12 protein-coding genes are annotated in these 18,394 nt (G+C 55.8%); 9 read left to right on the top strand and 3 right to left on the bottom strand.

All coding sequences use genetic code 11. The annotated features are described in order from the left end of the window. Positions 1 to 141: 141 nt before the first annotated feature. The 7 genes from FPZ45_RS09840 to FPZ45_RS09810 all read left to right on the top strand — a co-directional run bounded on the left by FPZ45_RS09840 (position 142) and on the right by FPZ45_RS09810 (position 12,278). A complete protein-coding gene (locus FPZ45_RS09840; protein ID WP_144700737.1) occupies positions 142 to 1,629 on the top strand; it encodes an ABC transporter substrate-binding protein in 1,488 nt (495 codons plus the stop codon). 71 nt (positions 1,630 to 1,700) lie between these two features. After that, the gene (locus FPZ45_RS09835) at positions 1,701 to 2,636 is read left to right on the top strand and encodes an ABC transporter permease (protein ID WP_144700735.1); all 936 of its coding nucleotides are present in this window, start codon (positions 1,701 to 1,703) and stop codon (positions 2,634 to 2,636) included. 33 nt (positions 2,637 to 2,669) lie between these two features. Beyond that, positions 2,670 to 3,587 (top strand): carbohydrate ABC transporter permease, encoded by a 918-nt coding sequence (locus FPZ45_RS09830; protein ID WP_144700733.1) that lies wholly within the window; start codon positions 2,670 to 2,672, stop codon positions 3,585 to 3,587. A gap of 49 nt (positions 3,588 to 3,636) precedes the next feature. Continuing rightward, positions 3,637 to 4,962, top strand: coding sequence for a glycoside hydrolase family 125 protein (locus tag FPZ45_RS09825; protein WP_144700731.1), 1,326 nt, complete (start codon positions 3,637 to 3,639; stop codon positions 4,960 to 4,962). Then, on the top strand, positions 4,955 to 8,071 hold the full coding sequence (locus FPZ45_RS09820) for an alpha-amylase family protein (RefSeq protein ID WP_144700729.1): 3,117 nt from the start codon (positions 4,955 to 4,957) through the stop codon (positions 8,069 to 8,071). Before FPZ45_RS09825 ends, FPZ45_RS09820 begins: the two co-directional genes overlap by 8 nt. A gap of 19 nt (positions 8,072 to 8,090) precedes the next feature. Beyond that, a complete protein-coding gene (locus FPZ45_RS09815; RefSeq protein WP_144700727.1) occupies positions 8,091 to 10,856 on the top strand; it encodes an alpha-mannosidase in 2,766 nt (921 codons plus the stop codon). Positions 10,857 to 11,654: 798 nt separating this feature from the next. Continuing rightward, positions 11,655 to 12,278: a hypothetical protein gene (locus tag FPZ45_RS09810; protein WP_144700725.1), complete on the top strand. Its 624-nt coding sequence runs from the start codon at positions 11,655 to 11,657 to the stop codon at positions 12,276 to 12,278. 45 nt (positions 12,279 to 12,323) lie between these two features. Here the strand turns inward: FPZ45_RS09810 and FPZ45_RS09805 are convergent, their stop codons facing one another. Continuing rightward, positions 12,324 to 12,686: a helix-turn-helix domain-containing protein gene (locus tag FPZ45_RS09805; protein WP_144700723.1), complete on the bottom strand. Its 363-nt coding sequence runs from the start codon at positions 12,684 to 12,686 to the stop codon at positions 12,324 to 12,326. A 150-nt stretch (positions 12,687 to 12,836) separates the two neighbouring features. Between FPZ45_RS09805 and FPZ45_RS09800 the strand changes: the two genes are divergently transcribed. After that, positions 12,837 to 13,193, top strand: a complete 357-nt coding sequence (locus FPZ45_RS09800; protein ID WP_186438327.1) for a LytTR family DNA-binding domain-containing protein — start codon at positions 12,837 to 12,839, stop codon at positions 13,191 to 13,193. Between the two features lie 101 nt (positions 13,194 to 13,294). After that, a complete protein-coding gene (locus FPZ45_RS09795; protein ID WP_144700719.1) occupies positions 13,295 to 13,573 on the top strand; it encodes a hypothetical protein in 279 nt (92 codons plus the stop codon). 61 nt (positions 13,574 to 13,634) lie between these two features. On the opposite strand, the gene FPZ45_RS09790 is transcribed toward FPZ45_RS09795, so the two are convergent. Together FPZ45_RS09790 and FPZ45_RS09785 are read right to left on the bottom strand one after the other, a co-directional pair. Next, on the bottom strand, positions 13,635 to 16,610 hold the full coding sequence (locus tag FPZ45_RS09790) for a DEAD/DEAH box helicase (protein WP_144700838.1): 2,976 nt from the start codon (positions 16,608 to 16,610) through the stop codon (positions 13,635 to 13,637). 2 nt (positions 16,611 to 16,612) lie between these two features. Further along, on the bottom strand, positions 16,613 to 18,259 hold the full coding sequence (locus FPZ45_RS09785) for an SWIM zinc finger family protein (protein WP_144700717.1): 1,647 nt from the start codon (positions 18,257 to 18,259) through the stop codon (positions 16,613 to 16,615). Between the last annotated feature and the right edge of the window lie 135 nt (positions 18,260 to 18,394).

The raw sequence follows: 18,394 nt of genomic DNA, 5'->3' as shown, positions 1-18,394 counted from the left end.
CGAAGCCCCACGCCGTGGGGCTTTTTATTTAGTTTGTCCAATGAATCTTTGATTTCTCTTATTTTTGAAAATGGTTACATCCTTTAATATTCAAAATGCAGGTTGCAAATACTTATGCAGAGAGATAAGGGAGGCAACAACATGAGCAGTACACGCAAGAAGTTATCGTTAGGATTGACATCCGTCTTGGCTGTATCGCTAGTTCTTAGCGCATGCGGAAGCAATAACGCTTCCAAAAATACCGAATCGGGCAATGCCGGCGGCAACGGGGCACCGGTAGAGTTGAGCTGGTACACGATCGGCACGCCGCAGAAAGACGTCGACAAAGTCATGCAAGAAGTCAGCAAGTATACGAAAGACAAGCTCGGCGTAACCGTGAAAATGACGATGATCGACTGGGGCGATTACAACCAGAAGATGCAAGTGTTAACGGCTTCCGGCGCATCGATGGATATCATGTTCACCGCTTCGTGGGCGTTCGATTACGTTCAGAACGCGCGCAAAGGCGCATTCGCTCCGATCGACGATCTGCTTGACAAGTACGGCCAAGGCATCAAGCAAGTGCTTGATCCGGCGTTCCTGGAAGGCTCCAAAGTCGACGGCAAGAACTACGGGGTTCCGGCCAACAAAGAGCTTCCCGCGCAGGAAGTATGGCGGTTCAACAAAAATATTCTCGACGAGAACAAGCTGAGCATGGACGGCGTTCGTTCTCTTGAAAGCCTGGAGCCGCTGCTCAAGACGATCAAGCAGAACGACCCGAACATCATTCCGCTCCAAGTGGACAAGACGTTCATGCCTTATACGCCTTACGACTACCTGATCGAGAAGTTCCCTCTGGCAGTTAAACTGGACGACAAGGATTACAAGGTCGTCAACATTCTCGAGACGCCGGAAATGAAGCAAGGGCTCGAAACGATGCACAAATACTACGCCGCCGGTTACTTGCCGACGGAAGCCGCTACGCTCGAATCGTCCACGGATATCCAAGCGACGGGCCAATGGTTCGCGGACAAGGCGACGACGCAACCGTTCGCGAACAACGTCTGGTCGACTAGCTATGGCTACCCTGTCGTGTCGACGCCGCAAAGCGACGCGCTGATCTACAATCTGTCCGTTATGGGTTCCATGCAGGCGATCTCCGCGAACTCCAAGCATAAGGAGAAAGCGATGGAGTTCCTGAACCTGCTCAACACCGATCCGGTATTGCGCAACATGGTCGACTCCGGGATCGAAGGAACGCACTTTAAGAAAATCGACGCAACGCATATGGAGAACCTGCCTGAATCGAAGAACTACGACATGCCTACGTTCTCCCTCGGCAACGTCTTGCTCACTTACCTGAACCCGGGCGACCCGGACAACAAGTGGGAAGAATTCAAAAAATACAACGACGCGGGCAAACCGGCTATCCTGCTCGGCTTCAACTTCGATCCGTCGAAGGTATCGAGCGAGATCGCGGCCGTTCAGAACGCGAAGGAAGCGTTCTGGGCTCCGCTGATGACGGGTACGGTCGATCCGGACCAATACTTGCCTAAAGCGATCGAGAAAATGAAAGCGGCCGGCCTCGATAAGATCATGGCCGAAGCGCAAAGCCAGCTCGACGCTTGGAGAGCCGCGAACAATAAGTAATGGGTGATCAAAGGGGCGAATGTTCGGCATTCGCCCGTTTTTTTAATCTCACAATGCAGGGGGGATTGTTCATGAATGCCATAAGGCGCTACGTCAAGGACCTTAACCGCAACAAAGCCTTGTTGCTGATGGTTCTTCCCGCCAGCCTCTGGTTTATTTGTTTTTCGTATTTGCCCATGCTTGGCACGATTATCTCTTTTAAGGAATACCGATTTAACGGTAACTTCTTGTCCAGCATCATCAACAGCAAGTGGGTCGGCTTAGATAACTTCAAGTTTCTGTTCAAAACCGACGACGCATATATCATCACGCGCAACACGATTCTATATAACTCCGTGTTCATCTTTATCGGCCTTGTGCTTGCCGTGGCGATGGCGATCGTTCTGTCCGAAATCGCAAACAAAAGACTGGCGAAATGGTTCCAAACGGGAATGTTCATGCCGTATTTCCTTTCCTGGGTCATCGTCAGTTATTTCGTATATAGCTTCCTCAGCTTCGATCGCGGCATGGTGAACAAAATCGCCGTCGCATTCGGGGCGGATCCCGTGCAATGGTATTCCGAACCGAAATTTTGGCCGCTTATTATCGTCATCGTCTTTTTGTGGAAATCGCTCGGCTACAACAGCGTCATCTACCTTGCGGCTATTCTGGGCATCGACAAGTCGCTGTACGAAGCGGCCATGATCGACGGCGCGAACAAATGGCAGCAGATCCGCAACATTACGCTGCCGATGCTGGCTCCGCTGATGACGATCTTGACGCTGCTCGCGATCGGCCGCATTTTCTATGCCGACTTCGGTCTGTTTTACCAAGTAACCCGGGATTCGGGCACGCTGTATTCAGTGACGAACGTTATTGATACTTACGTCTATCGCGGGCTGAAGACGACCGGAGAGATCGGCATGAGCACGGCGGCGGGGCTGTACCAATCGTTCGTCGGTTTCGTTCTCGTCATCACTTCCAACTACGTCGTCCGCAGGTTCAACAAGGACAACGCCCTCTTCTAATTTACCGACCGATCGAGAAAGGAGAAATCCAACATGGCCTCTGTGGCGACGAAATCCCGAGACTTCCACCGCTTATCGCCGGTATGGAACGTCGTATTCAACTTAATCGCGGGTCTGTTCTCGCTGGCATGCGTCTTTCCCTTCCTCTTCGTGACGATCCTCTCGTTCACCGACGAGAAAACGTTGAAGAGGGACGGTTATTCCCTGTTTCCGAAAAAATGGAGCGTAGACGCATACGATTATATTTTCAAAGCCGGGGACCAATTGCTGCGTTCTTACGGCGTTACGATATTCGTAACGGTCGTGGGTACGGCTCTAAGCTTGGTCTTCATCTCGCTGTTTGCGTACGCGATCTCGCGTAAAGGCTTCAAATACCGCACGTTTTTCTCGTTTTTCGCTTTTTTCACGATGCTGTTCAACGGCGGGCTCGTTCCGACGTACATCGTGACCACCAAGCTGCTGCACTTGCAGAACTCGGTCTGGGCGCTCGTTCTTCCGCTTACCGTCAACGCCTTCTACATTATGATCATGCGGACGTTCTTCTCCACGATGATTCCGGACGCGATTATCGAGTCGGGCAAGATCGACGGCGCGGGAGAGTTCGGCATTTTCTTCCGTCTGATCGTCCCGCTCGCGCTGCCGGGTCTGGCGACGATCGCATTGTTCAGCACGCTGGGCTATTGGAACGACTGGTTTAACGCCTTGCTCTATATCGAGGACCCGAGCATCGTTCCGCTGCAAGCGATGCTGATGCGCATCGAGAACAGCATGCAGTTCATCCTGCAAAACACGAACAATCCGTCCTTGGGAGTAGGCGTGCTGCAATCCATGCCGCAGGATACGTCGCGGATGGCGATGGTCGTGCTGGCGACCGGGCCGATCGTGCTGGCTTACCCGTTCTTCCAGCGTTATTTCATTCAAGGGTTGACGGTCGGCGCTGTAAAAGAATAATCGAAAACCGCGCGACACAATAGGATTAATCATATGGAGTGATACGACTATGGAACAATTCAGATTACCCAAAATCGCTATGCCTGAGCTTCCGCTTCCGCGATCCATCCAGGAGGCGCTGGCCGAGGCGGAAATCAAGCTGGCTCATCGCCCGAAGCTGCTGAAGCTGTTCAAGAACTGTTTTCCGAACACGCTCGAGACGACGACCAAGCTGCAAGACGACGGAACGACATTCGTTATTACCGGCGACATCCCGGCAATGTGGCTGCGGGATTCCGTCGAACAAGTCATTCATTACGTTCCGTTCGCCAAGGACGATGCCGATCTGCAGCGGATTATTGGCGGACTGATCAAGCTTCATATGAAGTATATCCAGATCGACCCTTACGCCAACGCGTTTAACGAGATGGCGAACGATTGGCACTGGAACACGGACGATATTACCGAGATGTCTCCTTGGGTATGGGAGCGCAAGTTCGAGCTCGATTCGATCTGCTTCTCGATGCGGCTCGCTTACGCTTACTGGAAAGAGACCGGCTTGTCGGACATCTTCGATTCCGGCTTTAAGCAAGCGATGAGAACGGCCGTCGATCTGTGGAAAAGGGAGCAGCGCCACTTCGAGCAATCGCCTTACCGCTTCGAGCGGGACAACGGCATTCCGACCGATTCGCTGATGAATAGCGGACTGGGCATGCCCGTCAACTACACAGGCATGGTCTGGTCTGGATTCCGTCCGAGCGACGACGCCTGCGACTTCCATTACAATATCCCGGACAACATGTTCCTCGTCGTGACGCTGCGTCAGATGCGGGAGATCGCCGAGTTCGTGTTCCGCGATCTGGCGTTCGAGAAGGAGATGGCCAAGCTCGAGCAGGAAGTCGACCACGGCATCCGCTTGTACGGCATTTACCGCGATCCCGAATTCGGTCCGATCTACGCTTACGAGACGGACGGATACGGCAATTATTGCTTGATGGACGACGCCGGAACGCCGGGACTCATCTCGATTCCTTATTTGGGTTATGTGACGGAAGACGATCCGATCTATCAAAATACGCGCCGCTTCGCGCTCAGCAAGCAGAATCCGTTCTATTTCGAAGGCAAAGCCGCCCGAGGAATCGGAAGCCCGCACACGCCGCCGGATTACGTCTGGCACATGGCGCTGTCGATGCAAGGGCTTACGGCGAAGTCCGACGAAGAAAAGCTCGAGATGATCGCCATGCTGGAAGCGACGGATGCGGACACGGGTTACATGCACGAAGGCTTCCACGCGGACGATCCGAATACGTTTACGCGCAAATGGTTCGCCTGGTCGAACAGCCTGTTCTCGCAGTTGGTCTATAAGGCGATGAAGGCAGGGCTGCTGGATGGCTAAGCCGATCATTTTCTACGACCCGACGTTTCCGGGCGCGTCTTCCCTTGAGGCGGAGCGGCTCGCGGCGATCGGGACGGTAGCGAACGCAGAGAGCCTTCCGGCTCTTCTGCGGGAAGCTGCCGGGGGCTGCTTCGTCACGCTGCATGCCCCTTATTTTCCTGTTGAGGCTTGGGACGACATTCTGGCTTTCCTGAAGCGTGGAGGCGGTTTGGTCAGCGCCGGAGGTGCGCCGTTCAGGCGTCCGGTTAGTAGGGACGGCGGCAAGTGGCTTGTCGAAGCCGAACAGACCGCCTATCATAGGCAGCTTCGCATTCACGAGATGCTGCCGGTCAAGTCAGAGCCTGTCGCGAAGCTGGAAGCGGCGGGCAATATTCCGTTAATGAAGGGCCGGGAGCAGCTGTTCAACGTGGCGGATACGTGGAATTTGGTTCCGCACGTGACGAAGTCTAGCGATTTGCCGCATCAGATGGGCTCAGCCGGTCCGATGGACACGCGGATTTATCCGTTGCTGAAAGGCGTTTCCGCCGAAGGACGGGAGATCGCGGCTCCCGCGGTGCTGTGGGAAAACGAGAAAGGCGATTTCTCCGGGAGCCGATGGCTGTTCGTGAATCAGCCTCTGGGGCCGAATTTCGCGCCGGCTGGCGGTTACGAAGCTTTGCAGGAATGGATGGCGTTCTGCGCGGCCGGAGCGACCGAACTGTGGCTGAAGCCAAGCTACGCTTTGTATGAACTGCACGAGCGGCCGATGCTGACACTGCAGGCGCAGAAGCTAGGACGCGGCGGACGGAATCGCGCGGACAAGACGGAATGGACGTTTGATTTGCGGGTTATCCGTGAGAAAGACGGGACGACGGCGTTCGAGCAACGGTTGTCTTTTGAGGTAGGGAGCGGATTGCGGATCGAACGAATTCCGCTGCCGTTCGAGATAGAGAGCGGATATTATTCGGTGATCTGCTTGGCTGAATCCGCGGACGGAGAGACGCGCGAGCTGCGTCAAGGGTTTTGGGGTGCGGATGCCGAACTGCTAAAGTCGGGAAGTCCGATTGGCGTCGGCCGGGACTATTTCGAGCAAGACGGTCGTCCGCTGCCGGTCGTGGGTATGACGTACATGACATCGGACGTCGCACGCAAGTTCCTGTTCTTGCCCAATGTATCCGTATGGGACAAAGATATGGAGCAGATGAGCAAAGCAGGGATCAACTGGATCCGCACGGGTATTTGGACGGCATATCGCAACGTGATGCAGATAGATGGGCACGCCTCGGAGGAGGTTTTTCGTTCCATCGATGCGTTTATCCTGACAGCGAAGAAACACGGCTTGCAGGTGACCTTTACCTTTTTCTCGTTTACGCCGGAAACTTGGGAAGGGGAGAACCCTTATCTGGATCCGCGCAGCGTGGAAGCTCAGAAGCGGTTCGTGCGCTCGATCGTCTCTCGCCATCGAGAGACGTCCAACATCGATTGGGATTTGATCAACGAGCCGTCGATGTTTGATCCGCCGCGTATTTTCTCGAACGGCCCGCGATCGAGCCGGGACAGATTCGAGAAAGCGGCCTACGCGGAATGGCTTGAGAAGCGGCACGGCACGGTGGAGAAGCTTCGCGAATTGTGGAACATGACGCCGGGAGAGCTTCCTAGCTTTGCTGCGGCGACGATCCCCGAACCGGAGGACATCAATTTCGACGTTCAAGACATGCATCAGGGGAAAAAGGGAACGCGCTGGCTGGATTACGTGTTATTTTCGATGGAGATGCATAATCGTTGGGCGAAAGAGCTGTACGACGCCATCAAGGAAGAGTGTCCGAACCAACTCGTCACGGTCGGCCAGGACGAAGCGCTCGGAGCGCAGCGGCCTTCCCCGTTCTTCTACGAGGAAGCGGCGGACTATACGACGGTCCATTCCTGGTGGCTGAACGACCATCTGCTGTGGGACGGTATCTTTGCCAAGACGGCGAATAAACCGAACGTCGTCCAAGAGACGGGCATCATGTACGTGGAGACTCCGGAAGGCTTCGCCAAGCGGTCCGAGGAGGAGCTTCGCGCGATGCTGGAGCGCAAGTACGCGTATGCGTTCGCAACCGGCGGAGCGGGGGCGGTCCACTGGATTTGGAACACGAACTTCTATATGGACAACGCCAACGAATCGCACATCGGCGCCGTGCGGGCCGACGGGACGGAGAAGCCGGAAGCGGACGTTTCTTATCGCTTCGGCAGCTTTATGGGCGAGATTCGGGATTTGTTCCGGGATCGGGAGCTGGAGGACGTCGCCGTCGTGTTCCCGTATTCCAACGATTTCTCGAATCGCAAGCTTGCCTTCGACGCGACGACTCGGCTGACCCGGGTGCTCGGCTACGAGCTAAATGTGCCTTTCAGAGGCGTGTCGGAATATCATCTAGATGCGCTCGAGGCTGTTCCGGCGAAGCTGATTATCGTTCCGTCGGCTCATAACGTCGACGACGAAGCGTTCGCCAAGCTGCTCGACCACGTCTCGCGGACGGGGGCGACTCTTCTGTTCACTGGTCCGATGGGCATCGATGCCTATTGGCGGAGAAAGGAACGGCTCGCGGATACGTTCGGAGCGCGGAAGCTGAGCAACGTCGTTCGCGAGGAGATGCTTGCGATCGGAGAGCGGCTGTACCCGGTCTCCTATGGGAACCGGCGAATTGCCGAGGTGTTCAAAGAGGTTTTTGTGGACGAGATCGGTTCTGCGGTCGGTATTGATTCGATCGCGGAAGCGGCATATGGCAATGGGCGTCTGATCTGGTGCCCTCTGCCAGTGGAATTGAACGATCGGAACGAGCCGATTGCGAAGCTATATTCGCATGCTTTGGCTGCGGCGGGTTACCGCCCGTCGATGGAGTGGCTGAAAGGCGACTTGCCAGGCGTCTACGGCCGGAAGCTTGAATTCCGAGATGGAGCGCTATACGTATTCGTATCGGAGTATGCCTACGATATCGATGTCGAAGTACGGGACCCCGTCTCGGGCGCGGGTTATGCGTTTAAGCTTGAACGCGAACGGGCGGTCTTGTTCGCGACGGATCGGGAAGGGCGGGTAACGTCCGTCTACCGGCCGAACGAAGTGGACGTGCGGACGACCGCGCAAGGTTAAACGGAAGGAGAGTTGCCGCGTGGCAGACAAGACGAATAGAAGAACGGCGCACATTATCTCCCATACGCATTGGGATCGCGAATGGTACTTGCCTTACGAGAAGCATCACGTCCGGCTGATCGAGCTGATGGATACGCTGATGGACACGCTGGAGCGCGAACCGGAGTACCGCAGCTTTTTCCTCGACGGTCAGACGATTATTTTGGAGGATTACTTGCAGGTGCGTCCGGATCGCCGGGAGCGTCTGGAGAAGCTTATTCGCGAAGGCCGTATTCATATCGGGCCTTGGTATATTCTTCAGGATGCGTTCCTGACGAGCGGCGAAGCCAATTTGCGCAACTTGCAGATCGGTCATAAGGACGCGGAGCATTACGGGACGATTTCTCAAGTCGGGTATTTCCCGGACACGTTCGGCAATATCGGGCAAGCTCCGCAGATTATGCAGCAGGCGGGCATCAGCAATGCGATCTTCGGCCGGGGCGTCAAACCTACGGGCTTTAACAATACGGTGACCGATTCCGCTTACGAATCGTCCTTCTCCGAGCTGATCTGGGAAGGACCGGACGGGTCGCGCGTGCTTGGCATTCTGTTCGCTAACTGGTATAGCAACGGCAACGAAGTGCCGACCGATCCGGATGAAGCGAGAGCATACTGGGAACGCAAGCTGTCCGATGCGGGCAAATATGCTTCGACCGGACAACTGCTGTTCATGAACGGCTGCGACCATCAGCCGATCCAGACGGACTTGCCGGAGGCGATACGTGAGGCCCGGAAGCTGTATCCGGATACGGACTTCGTTCATTCCAACTTCGCGAACTATTTGAAGTCGGTGGAGGATTCTCTCGATACCGACCTGTCCGTCGTGAAGGGCGAGCTTCGCAGTCAGCACACGGACGGCTGGTCCACGCTCGTGAACACGGCGTCTGCACGGGTATATCTCAAGCAGATGAACCAACGCGGGCAGACGTTATTGGAGAAGGTGGCCGAACCGCTGGCAGCGTATGCCGCGGTGACGACAGGCACGGATTATCCGCACCATCTGTTCACGTATGCCTGGAAAACGCTGATGCAGAACCACCCTCACGACAGCATCTGCGGGTGCAGCGTCGACGAAGTGCACCGGGAGATGGTGACCCGCTTCGACAAGAGTAGGCATGTCGCCGAGACGATCGTGGACGCGAGTGCGCGGGCGCTTGCGGACGCGGTCGATACATCGGATTTCTCCCGGTTCGGGGCGGGCACCGTGCCGTTCGTCGTGTTCAACACGACCGGTTGGGAACGGGACGGGACGGTCGAGGTCGAATTGGATTTGGCGCGGATTTACTTCCGCGAAGGCGTCGCCATGAACGAGATGATTAGCCGGATGCGCGAGTTGGATGTCTCCGGGCGCGCGCTCGTGGACGCGGAAGGCGACTTTATTCCGCATACGATGGAGGATCTGGGGCTGCAATTCGGCTACGATCTGCCGAATGACAAGTTCCGCCAGCCTTACTGGGCACGCAGGGTGAAGCTGACGTTCGAAGCGACCCGCGTGCCGGCACTTGGGTTAAAGGCGTATGCCTCGATCTCCGATGCGGAAGGGACGATAGCCCGCTTGCAAGAGCAGGGCGCCTCGCTTATCGCCGGAGACCGCGTGCTCGAGAACGAGCATCTGCGAGTCGATATCGCGGACGACGGTTCGCTGACGGTGACGAATAAAGCGGACGGAAGCGTCTACCGCGACCTGCTCGTGTACGAGGATACGGGCGATATCGGCAACGAATATATGTATAAGCAGCCGGACGGGGAAGAGCCGCTGACGACCAAAGGCTTGGAAGCGGAAATCTCGGTGCTCGAGGATACGGCGTATCGGGTCGCGATCGAGATCGTCCACTATTGGGCCGTGCCGGCTTCGGCGGACGAACTGTTCGAGATCGAGAAGCAAGAAGCGGTTTATTATCCGCACCGGAAGGCGCAGCGTGTGGAGCACACCGTTCCGCTGACGATCCGTACCGTCGTCAGCCTGGAGCGCGGCGGCAAGGGCGTCGGCGTTCGCGCCGCATTCGACAACCAAGCTAAGGATCATCGCGTTCGCGCGCTGTTCCCGACGGATCTGGCGACGGCGGTTCATCGCGCAGACGCCGTTCTCGAAGTCGCCGTGCGCGACAACGAGCCTTCCGCCGAATGGGAGAACCCGAGCAATGCGCAGCATCAGCAAGCTTTCGCCGACGTCAGCGAAGACGCTCGGGGGCTGACGATCGCGAACAAGGGTCTTAACGAATACGAAGTGCTGCGCGACGGCCGCAACACGATTGCCGTCACGTTGCTGCGTTCGGTGTCCGAGCTCGGCGACTGGGGTGTGTTCCCGACGCCGGAAGCGCAATGCCTGGGCGAGCATACCGTGGAACTGATGATCATTCCCCATCAAGGTGACGGAGCGGCATCGGGCGCGTTCGCGCTTGCTTACCAGTTCCAAGTACCGTGGACGGCGGTTCAAACGGAGATTCGCGAAGGCGCGATCGCCGCGGTACACGCTCCGCTCTACTGGGAAGGCGAAGGCATCGCGTTCTCGTCGATGAAGATCGGCGAAGACTCGGGCGATCTGATGCTCCGCTGGTACAACATGCAGCCGGAATCAGGCGAGCTGCGCGTATTCCCGACGGACGACTACGGCCGTCTCTACAAGAGCGACGTGCTCGAACGCCAAGGCGAAGACGCCACGCCGTCCGATCGCGAGCAACCGCTCGCCGCTCGGCTTGGCAAGTGCGAGATCTACACGCTGGGCGTCGCGGGCGCTTCTAAGTAATGAGAAAAAAAGCTATCCCAAAGGGTCAGAAATGATCCCGAGGGATAGTTTTTTTTTGGTGTCGATTCCCCGCTGCCAACCCCTCGTCCACGTGTGCTGTAACGGTCTCGCAGACCGTTATATCCGCCAAACTCCTGTCCAAGTGCGCTGTAACTGTCCCGCAGACCGCTAAATCCGCCAAATTTCAGCCAATGAGCAGTGAATACCCGCTCTGCCGCTGCCATTGTCGCAAAATGCAGCAATGGCGAGCACACTCCCGCACGATACCCTCTCATTGTCGCAAAATGCAGCAATGGCGAGCACACTCCCGCACGAAACCCTCTCATTGTCGCAAAATGCAGCAATGGCGAGCACACTCCCGCACGTGACCCCCTCATTGTCGCAAAATGCAGCAATGGCGATCATACCCCCGCACTAAACCCCCTCATTGTCGCAAAATGCAGCAATGGCGAGCACGCCCCCGCACGCAACCCTCTCATTGTCGCAAAATGCAGCAATGACGATCACACTCCCGCACGTGACCCTCTCATTGTCGCAAAATGCAGCAATGGCGAGCACACTCCCGCACGAAACCCCCTCATTGTCGCAAAATACAGCAATGACGATCACACTCCCGCACGTGACCCTCTCATTGTCGCAAAATGCAGCAATGGCTGACCTGGCGCATGGCAACTTTCGGACAACCGCCCCACTGCCGTTCACCCCAATGTCCTGCCGTCGCCGTCCCCCCTCATTGCAAAAAAGCGCAATACGAATTAGAATCGGTGCTAACGCCATCATGTGTCGGAGGAATTACGGATGAACTTGTACGCAATCAAACCCGAAAGCTTGGGGATCGACCGAATGAAGGAGTTTCTGAAGGACAATTTTGTTAGCATCGGCTATCCGGGACTTGGAGATCTAGAGAAGACGAGCAAGGAAGAAATCCAAGGTAGACTAGCCGACGTCAGCGAAGTTAAGGGCTACGAGCTCGTCCAAAGCCTGGAAGAGATCGAAATGTTCGTTCATCGCATGCAGGACGGGGATTATGTTCTGGTTCCGGATAGCGAGTTTGTTTACTTAGGCGACGTCGGCGATTATTTTTATGTGGAGAGCTCGGATTCGGATGATGACGGCACATGCCACAGAAGGGGCGTTACGTGGCTGAAGAGCGTTCCTTTATACGAAATGAACGCCTTCGTGCGGGAATGGCTGGCGGGTTCTTTCGGAATCGCGGGTTATCCGTTCTCGACAACGCGTCTGGAAGAATGGATATTGCCGCTTCTCGCCGGAGCGGAGCCCAATGCTGCGGAACCCGCCGCGACGGTCGACCCGGATACGATCCGGGAAGCGCTGGACATTCTAAAACAAGCTCTCCGAAGCGAAGACCCGGACAGAAGGGAAAGAGCAGCCGCGGCTATTTTGCGATACGCGAGACCGTGAACGAATAATTAAGCAAGCAAAGAGCGCCCCCGCGGGCGCTCTTCATTATTTCTCCGTCGAATATTTATCGCTATCCCCCAGAATCTCCCGTACGACGTTGCGAACCATCCGTACCTGGTTGGGCGTCTGGTATCGTAACGTCGACAGAATCTCCTGCAAGTCGGTCTCGGATTCCGTCCGTTTTTCTTCGTCGTCGATGTACGTAAACAGTTGGGACAGGCTGACGTCGAGCGCATCGGCGATTTTGGCCAGATTCAGCAGCGATATGTTTTTCTCGCCTCTCTCGACTTGCCCGATATAGGAATAGTGGAAGCCGCCTTTCTCCCCAAGCTGTTCCTGGGACAGTCCCCGTTCCTTGCGCAAGCTTCGAATGCGTCGGCCCACAAGCTTGAGAATTTCATTGTTCATCGTACACACCTCTTAGTTACAAGTGTAGATAAGCTCTGTAGGCGATAAAAGGCATATAAGAATACAAAAATAAACATCAATAGTATTCAAAAATACTATTTAAAGATACAATCAGGATGAATGATACATCCTGACGATAGGGGGAGAGCGATGCTGCTGTCGCTGTTGAATGGCAGAGGAGAACACCATTTGCTCGACGTGCGGGAGATCGTTTACCTGCAAACCGACGGGAACGGGAATATCACGATTTATTCCTACGACGACGAGTACAAAATGATCAGCACGGTAAAGCAGCTATCCGGTCTGCTTCAACAATCGGGATTGGTTCGCACGGATCGAGGCACGTTGATCAATCCGAATTACTTGGAGACGTTCGACGGCATCTTGGGTATCATTAGGTTGCGAACGGCAATCGGAGAAGTGATCGTCCCCGTCCCCAGAAAAACGCAAAAGCAAATTATGGCCTATCTGAAATCCGTGATAGACGCGGCTTTTGATCATGAATAAATCATCCTGTTGCGCCGCTTTTTCCTCGGCGACCAGGTTTAGCTTTCGCGATAACTGTTCATTCTAGTAATGGGAATCCATTTACTAGATGAGGTGATCGTATGCTTCTGTTGATCATAGCCGGCGTATTCACGTCCATAGCTTGCGCGACTACCGTCGGTACCGGTTATATGTCCGGGTTTGGCAAAGCTTTAGGCGTTGTCGTGACGGCGATCGGAATTACCCTCGGCGTGACCGCGGGCACGATAGCGTCGGGCATCGGGGCGACCATGCCGACCACCGCGTCCGTAGGCATCCTCACCGGTTCACTGGCGATAATCGCGGGAAACGTCGCGGTTCGCCGAATCATTAAGAAGGCGAAAATTCAACGTCATTACTAAACGTGCCTGATGATAAAGAAACCTGCCGACATACGCTTCGGCAGGTTTCTTCGCGCGCTCGTCAGCCAACGAATTCGCGCCTTAAAGTAAACAAATCCTTTAATTCATCCGTAGAAAGTTCGGTAATCCATCCTTCGGAAGACGAGATGACGTTCTCGCTGAGCTGCTGCTTGTTCTCCAGCATCTCGTCGATCCGCTCCTCCAGCGTACCGAGCGAGATGAACTTGTGCACCTGCACGTCTCTGGTTTGGCCCATTCGGTAAGCGCGGTCCGTCGCCTGGTTCTCGACGGCCGGATTCCACCAGCGATCGAAGTGGAATACGTGATTCGCCGCCGTCAGGTTCAGGCCGACGCCGCCAGCTTTCAGCGAGAGAATGAACGCGCCGGGGCCAGGACGATCGGAGCCGGGCGGCGAGGCCGCCTGGAATTGCTCGATCATGTTGTCCCGGGCGGCTTTGGAGGTGCTCCCGTTCAAGTAGAGCACAGGCTCCTGCAGCTCTTGCTCCAGCACCTGCCGCAGCATCTCGCCCATGCCGATATATTGCGTAAAGATCAGGCAGCGCTCGCCTTCCTCGCGCAGTTCCTTCACCATCGCGAGCAGGCGCTCCAGCTTGGCGGACCGGGCGATCAACGCTTCAACGTCAAGTCGGGAATCATCGGTTGCAGCACCGGACGATTCCGGCAAAGCTTCCTTCGTCAACAGAAGCGGATGGTCGCATAACTGCTTTAATCGGGTCAACGTGGCCAATATCGCCCCTTTGCGCTCGATTCCCTCTAGCTTTTGCATTTTTTCCATCAATTCGTTGACGGTTTGCTCATAGAGCGCGCCTTGCTCGGCGGTCAGATTGACGTAGGTTTTCATTTCGTTCTTCTCCGGCAGATCGAGCTGGATGGCCGGATCTTTCTTCTTGCGCCGCAACATGAACGGCTTGATCAGCTTCTGCAAGTCGGTTGTGATCCGTTCGTCCTTGTCTTTCTCGACGGCGGCGGCAAACCGATTGTTGAATTCGCGGGAGCTGCCCAAATAACCGGGATTGATAAAATCGTACAAAGACCATAGCTCGGCCAACCTGTTCTCGATCGGCGTTCCGGTCAGCGCGATGCGGTGCCTAGCGGGAAGGCTGCGAACGGCCGCCGATTGTTTCGTTTGGGCGTTCTTGATATTTTGCGCTTCGTCCAGACTGATCGAGGTCCAGGTCAGTCCTTGCAGCGTCTCTTGGTCAAGCGAACATGTCGCGTAAGAAGTCAGCACGACATCGGCTTGTTTGGCTTCGAGGGCGAAAGCTTCTCCGGCCAAACGTCCGCTTCCGTAATGAAGCATCACCTTCAAAGAAGGAGCGAAGCGGCTGATCTCCTTCTGCCAGTTCCCGAGTACGGAAGTCGGGCAGACGATCAGGGAAGGAAGCTTGCTGCCATCTGCATCCGTCGGAGTTGTCTCCTGGATGCGCAGCAGATAAGCGATGAGCTGGACCGTCTTCCCAAGCCCCATATCGTCCGCAAGGCAAGCTCCCAGACCGAAACGCCGCAGGAATGATAACCAGGCGTAGCCTTCTTGCTGATAGGGGCGAAGCTCCGCCCGAAGCCCCGACGGAACGGGCAGCTTAGGCTGCTCGCTCTGTTGATTGAGCTGGCCGATCAGCTTGACGAGATGCTCGTTCAGTTCGACCTCGAGCCGAATTCGTTCCTCCCGTTCGGCTTCTTGCTCCCCGGAGTCGGGGTCGTTCCCGGCGAAAGAATCGTCTCCGAGCAGATGCATTTGTAGCACGTCTTGAAAGCTCAGTCCTTGCTGCTTGTCGACGGCGGCCATCGCCTTGCGGATCTGCGCAAGCAGGGCGGGATCGAGTTGGATCCACTGGCCGCGAAAGCGTACCAGCCTTGCGTTGCGAGCGACGAGCTCGGCGAACTCCGCTTCCGATAGATCGACGTCGCCGATGGCGATACGCCAATCGAAGTCGATCAGGGCATCGAGGCCGAATAGTGATCCGCCGGCTCGGGTACCCTCTCCGGCTCCTACCTTGGCGCGAAGCCGGGGTTTCTTCCGGCTGGCGGTTTCCCACCAGGCCGGAAGCAGCACATGCCAGCCGGCTTCGAGCAGACGCTGGCTGTCCGCCGTTAAGAACCGCCATGCGGCTTCGTCGCTAAGCGGTTCCGCGAAGACGTCGTCTCGCGACCCGTTAAACCGGTCATCGGGCATGATGGCAAGCAACCGCTCCAGCCAGTTTCCGGAGCGCTGTTGGATATGCGGCGTCCATACGCTCGGCCAAGAGCCGAGCAGTTCACCGCCTGCCGTCATGCGAGCGGGGTAGACCGCCGCTTCTTCCTTCCTATCCTGCAGAACGAGCCTCAGACGCCAGGTTTCATCCGCATCGTCCGGCTCAAGCAGTTGCAGCGCCGGGCGGAAAGGCGCATCATCCGCTTTCCAGCCGATCGCGACGAGCCAGTCCCTTTCGTCCAATCCGGCCACGCCCGCGTCCGTCTTGGAGAATAGCGAGGGGAACTCCCGGCGGAGATCGCTTGCCGCCGCAGCCGTCCCGTAGTGGGCATGAAAGACCGCAGCGGAGAACGCGGCACGAAGCCCGATCATAAATTCCTCATGCTCCGATGCTTCTTTAAACAGCGCTTGCTCTTCACCGGTGAACGTATCATCGTCCCAAGTCCATTGCAGCAGTTTGTCCGATAAGAAAGCCGCATAGCTCGGATAATATTGTTTGTACTCTATCCGGTGATGAAGCATGGGAGCGAGTCGGATCAAACGAGCGGCATCTTCGTCCCACACCCACTCGATATGACGGAGGAGCTTAGGCTCGGCGAAAAATGGTATGACCATCTCGGATGGCAGCACGACCGCTTCGATCTCTTCGAGACGGTGCGCAGCCAGTTCGGTTCCGTAGAAGGACGGCTCATGCCAGGCAAAAAGAGCCTGCTTGAGCCTGACCCCGGTCGCGCTGTTATTTTCGTTAAACCATCCATGTATAAGAGCGTCCCCGTATCCGCCGAGCAGCAGGCGAATATGGAGCGTTTCCGAATAATTACTTATGATCATGGCAGCAGTTTTCCTTTCCGAAGCTCCTCTTGCAATGCACGCAGCCGGTTATGACGTTCCGTGAAGGAGGAGAGGAAGAACTCCCAACGCGATTCCTTCTTCAGTTTTTTGTACAGTTTGGCAAGCCTCTTAAGCAACCTTACCGCCGTTTTGTAGCTGTCTCTGTTTTTAAGCAGGACGTATCGCTCGACGGCTTGATGGTAGAAGGGGAGAAGCACCTCGGGCGCGTTTTTCTCCAACGGGGCCAGATCAGTCACGCGGAAATCCATCGGATCGCTGTCCAGACTCAGGTGGAGATCCATCCAGCGTTCCCAACTGCCGCGAGCCATCAGCATTTCTTCGTAAACCGTCCGCGAATGCGGAAGCAGCGAGACGAGCGCGTTCCACATTTGCGGCTCGGCTTCGGGAACGTGGCGGATCGCGAGCTCCCAGTATTCGGAGTAAGGACGAATGCCGTTGTGTCTCCGACCAGCCAGCAGGGGAGCAACCTGGGTCAGCCAAGCCGCCATGCGGTTCCACTCCTCGGATAGCGCGAGTCGGGACAGGAAGTATAGCAGTAGATCGTGAGGAATATCGAACGAATTCTTCCCATCGTTAAGCTGCTTCCATGCGTCTTCGTCCCGGGCTTGGAACAGGCGCATTCCGACCTGGGCCATCGCCAGCGCGAATCCGGACGAGTCCAGTCCATTGGCGGTTTCTTCAATGCGGAAGAGCTCGCCGTCGCAGAACGATTCCAGACTGCCGACAGGCAAGCCGGGAAGGACCCAACTGCTCCATACGTTGAAATAATGATACATAAAGTAATGGTTTTCGTTCGTTTCCGCGAGCATTTCCCCGCGCAAATAGCCTAAAGTCTGCTCCACTGCATCGGAGCTATCGGGCTCTCGTGCCATCGAAGCCACATTGGCGATGCGCTGCCCGATCTTTTCCTGCAAGTCCGAGGCTGCGTGGTGGGCGTGGAAAGCGAGATAGGAATAAATGTAGCCCGATTGGTCCTGCGGTTGTTTCGTGAGCTTCGACAGAACGAAGAGCTGAGCATGCAGAACGAAGAAGGCATCGATCTTTTGCGGAAGTGCCGGTTTGTATTTATAGATCGAAGCGAGCGCATCGTTGACGAACTGCGTGTTTCGGGAACTTTGCATCAGGCGCTCGGTCGCTAGTCCAAACCACTCATGCCATTCCGATACGTTCATTTCTGGAATCCGCGAAATCTGCTGCCGCAGCTGCGCGTAATTTTCCGCCGCTTTTTGGGCCGCTTCCTGCTTCGCCTGATTGTACGATCTTACTGGAGAAACCGAGGACGTCGATTTAACTGCGGACTTAGCGTTGACAAGCGCGTGCACCGAGCGGTTGTGAATATCGGCATATTTGAGAATCGCCGCGAACATATGCTTGCAGTAGCTGCCGACCGGACAGTCGCAACGGCTGGTCTTAAAGTCGTTCAAATCAAGCGTGACATGATAATACTCGCCGCCCTCGACCATCGCTTTGACGATCCTGTGAGAGGGCATGGTCAGCTTGACCACACGGCCTTGTTTGAAATATTGAAAGCCTCTGTTCAGAATCACTTCGCCGAAATGATCGGCAACGTCTTGGACGAGCTGATTCCATTCATCGTCGTCCAATTCATAGGTCGGTATCATTTGTAAGTCTCCCGAGAGCGATTAATCTAAACGTGATCTCTCCAGTATAACATTTTTCCCGGCGGGGCATTTGCTCCGAAATCGCTCTTCGCGCATCGTTCGCAAGTTCACACAATTGCCCCAAAACCTGGCGAA

Source organism: Cohnella terricola (assembly GCF_007786475.1).
GTDB lineage: Bacteria > Bacillota > Bacilli > Paenibacillales > Paenibacillaceae > Cohnella > Cohnella terricola.
This window is presented reverse-complemented; position numbering and strand designations above follow the sequence as displayed.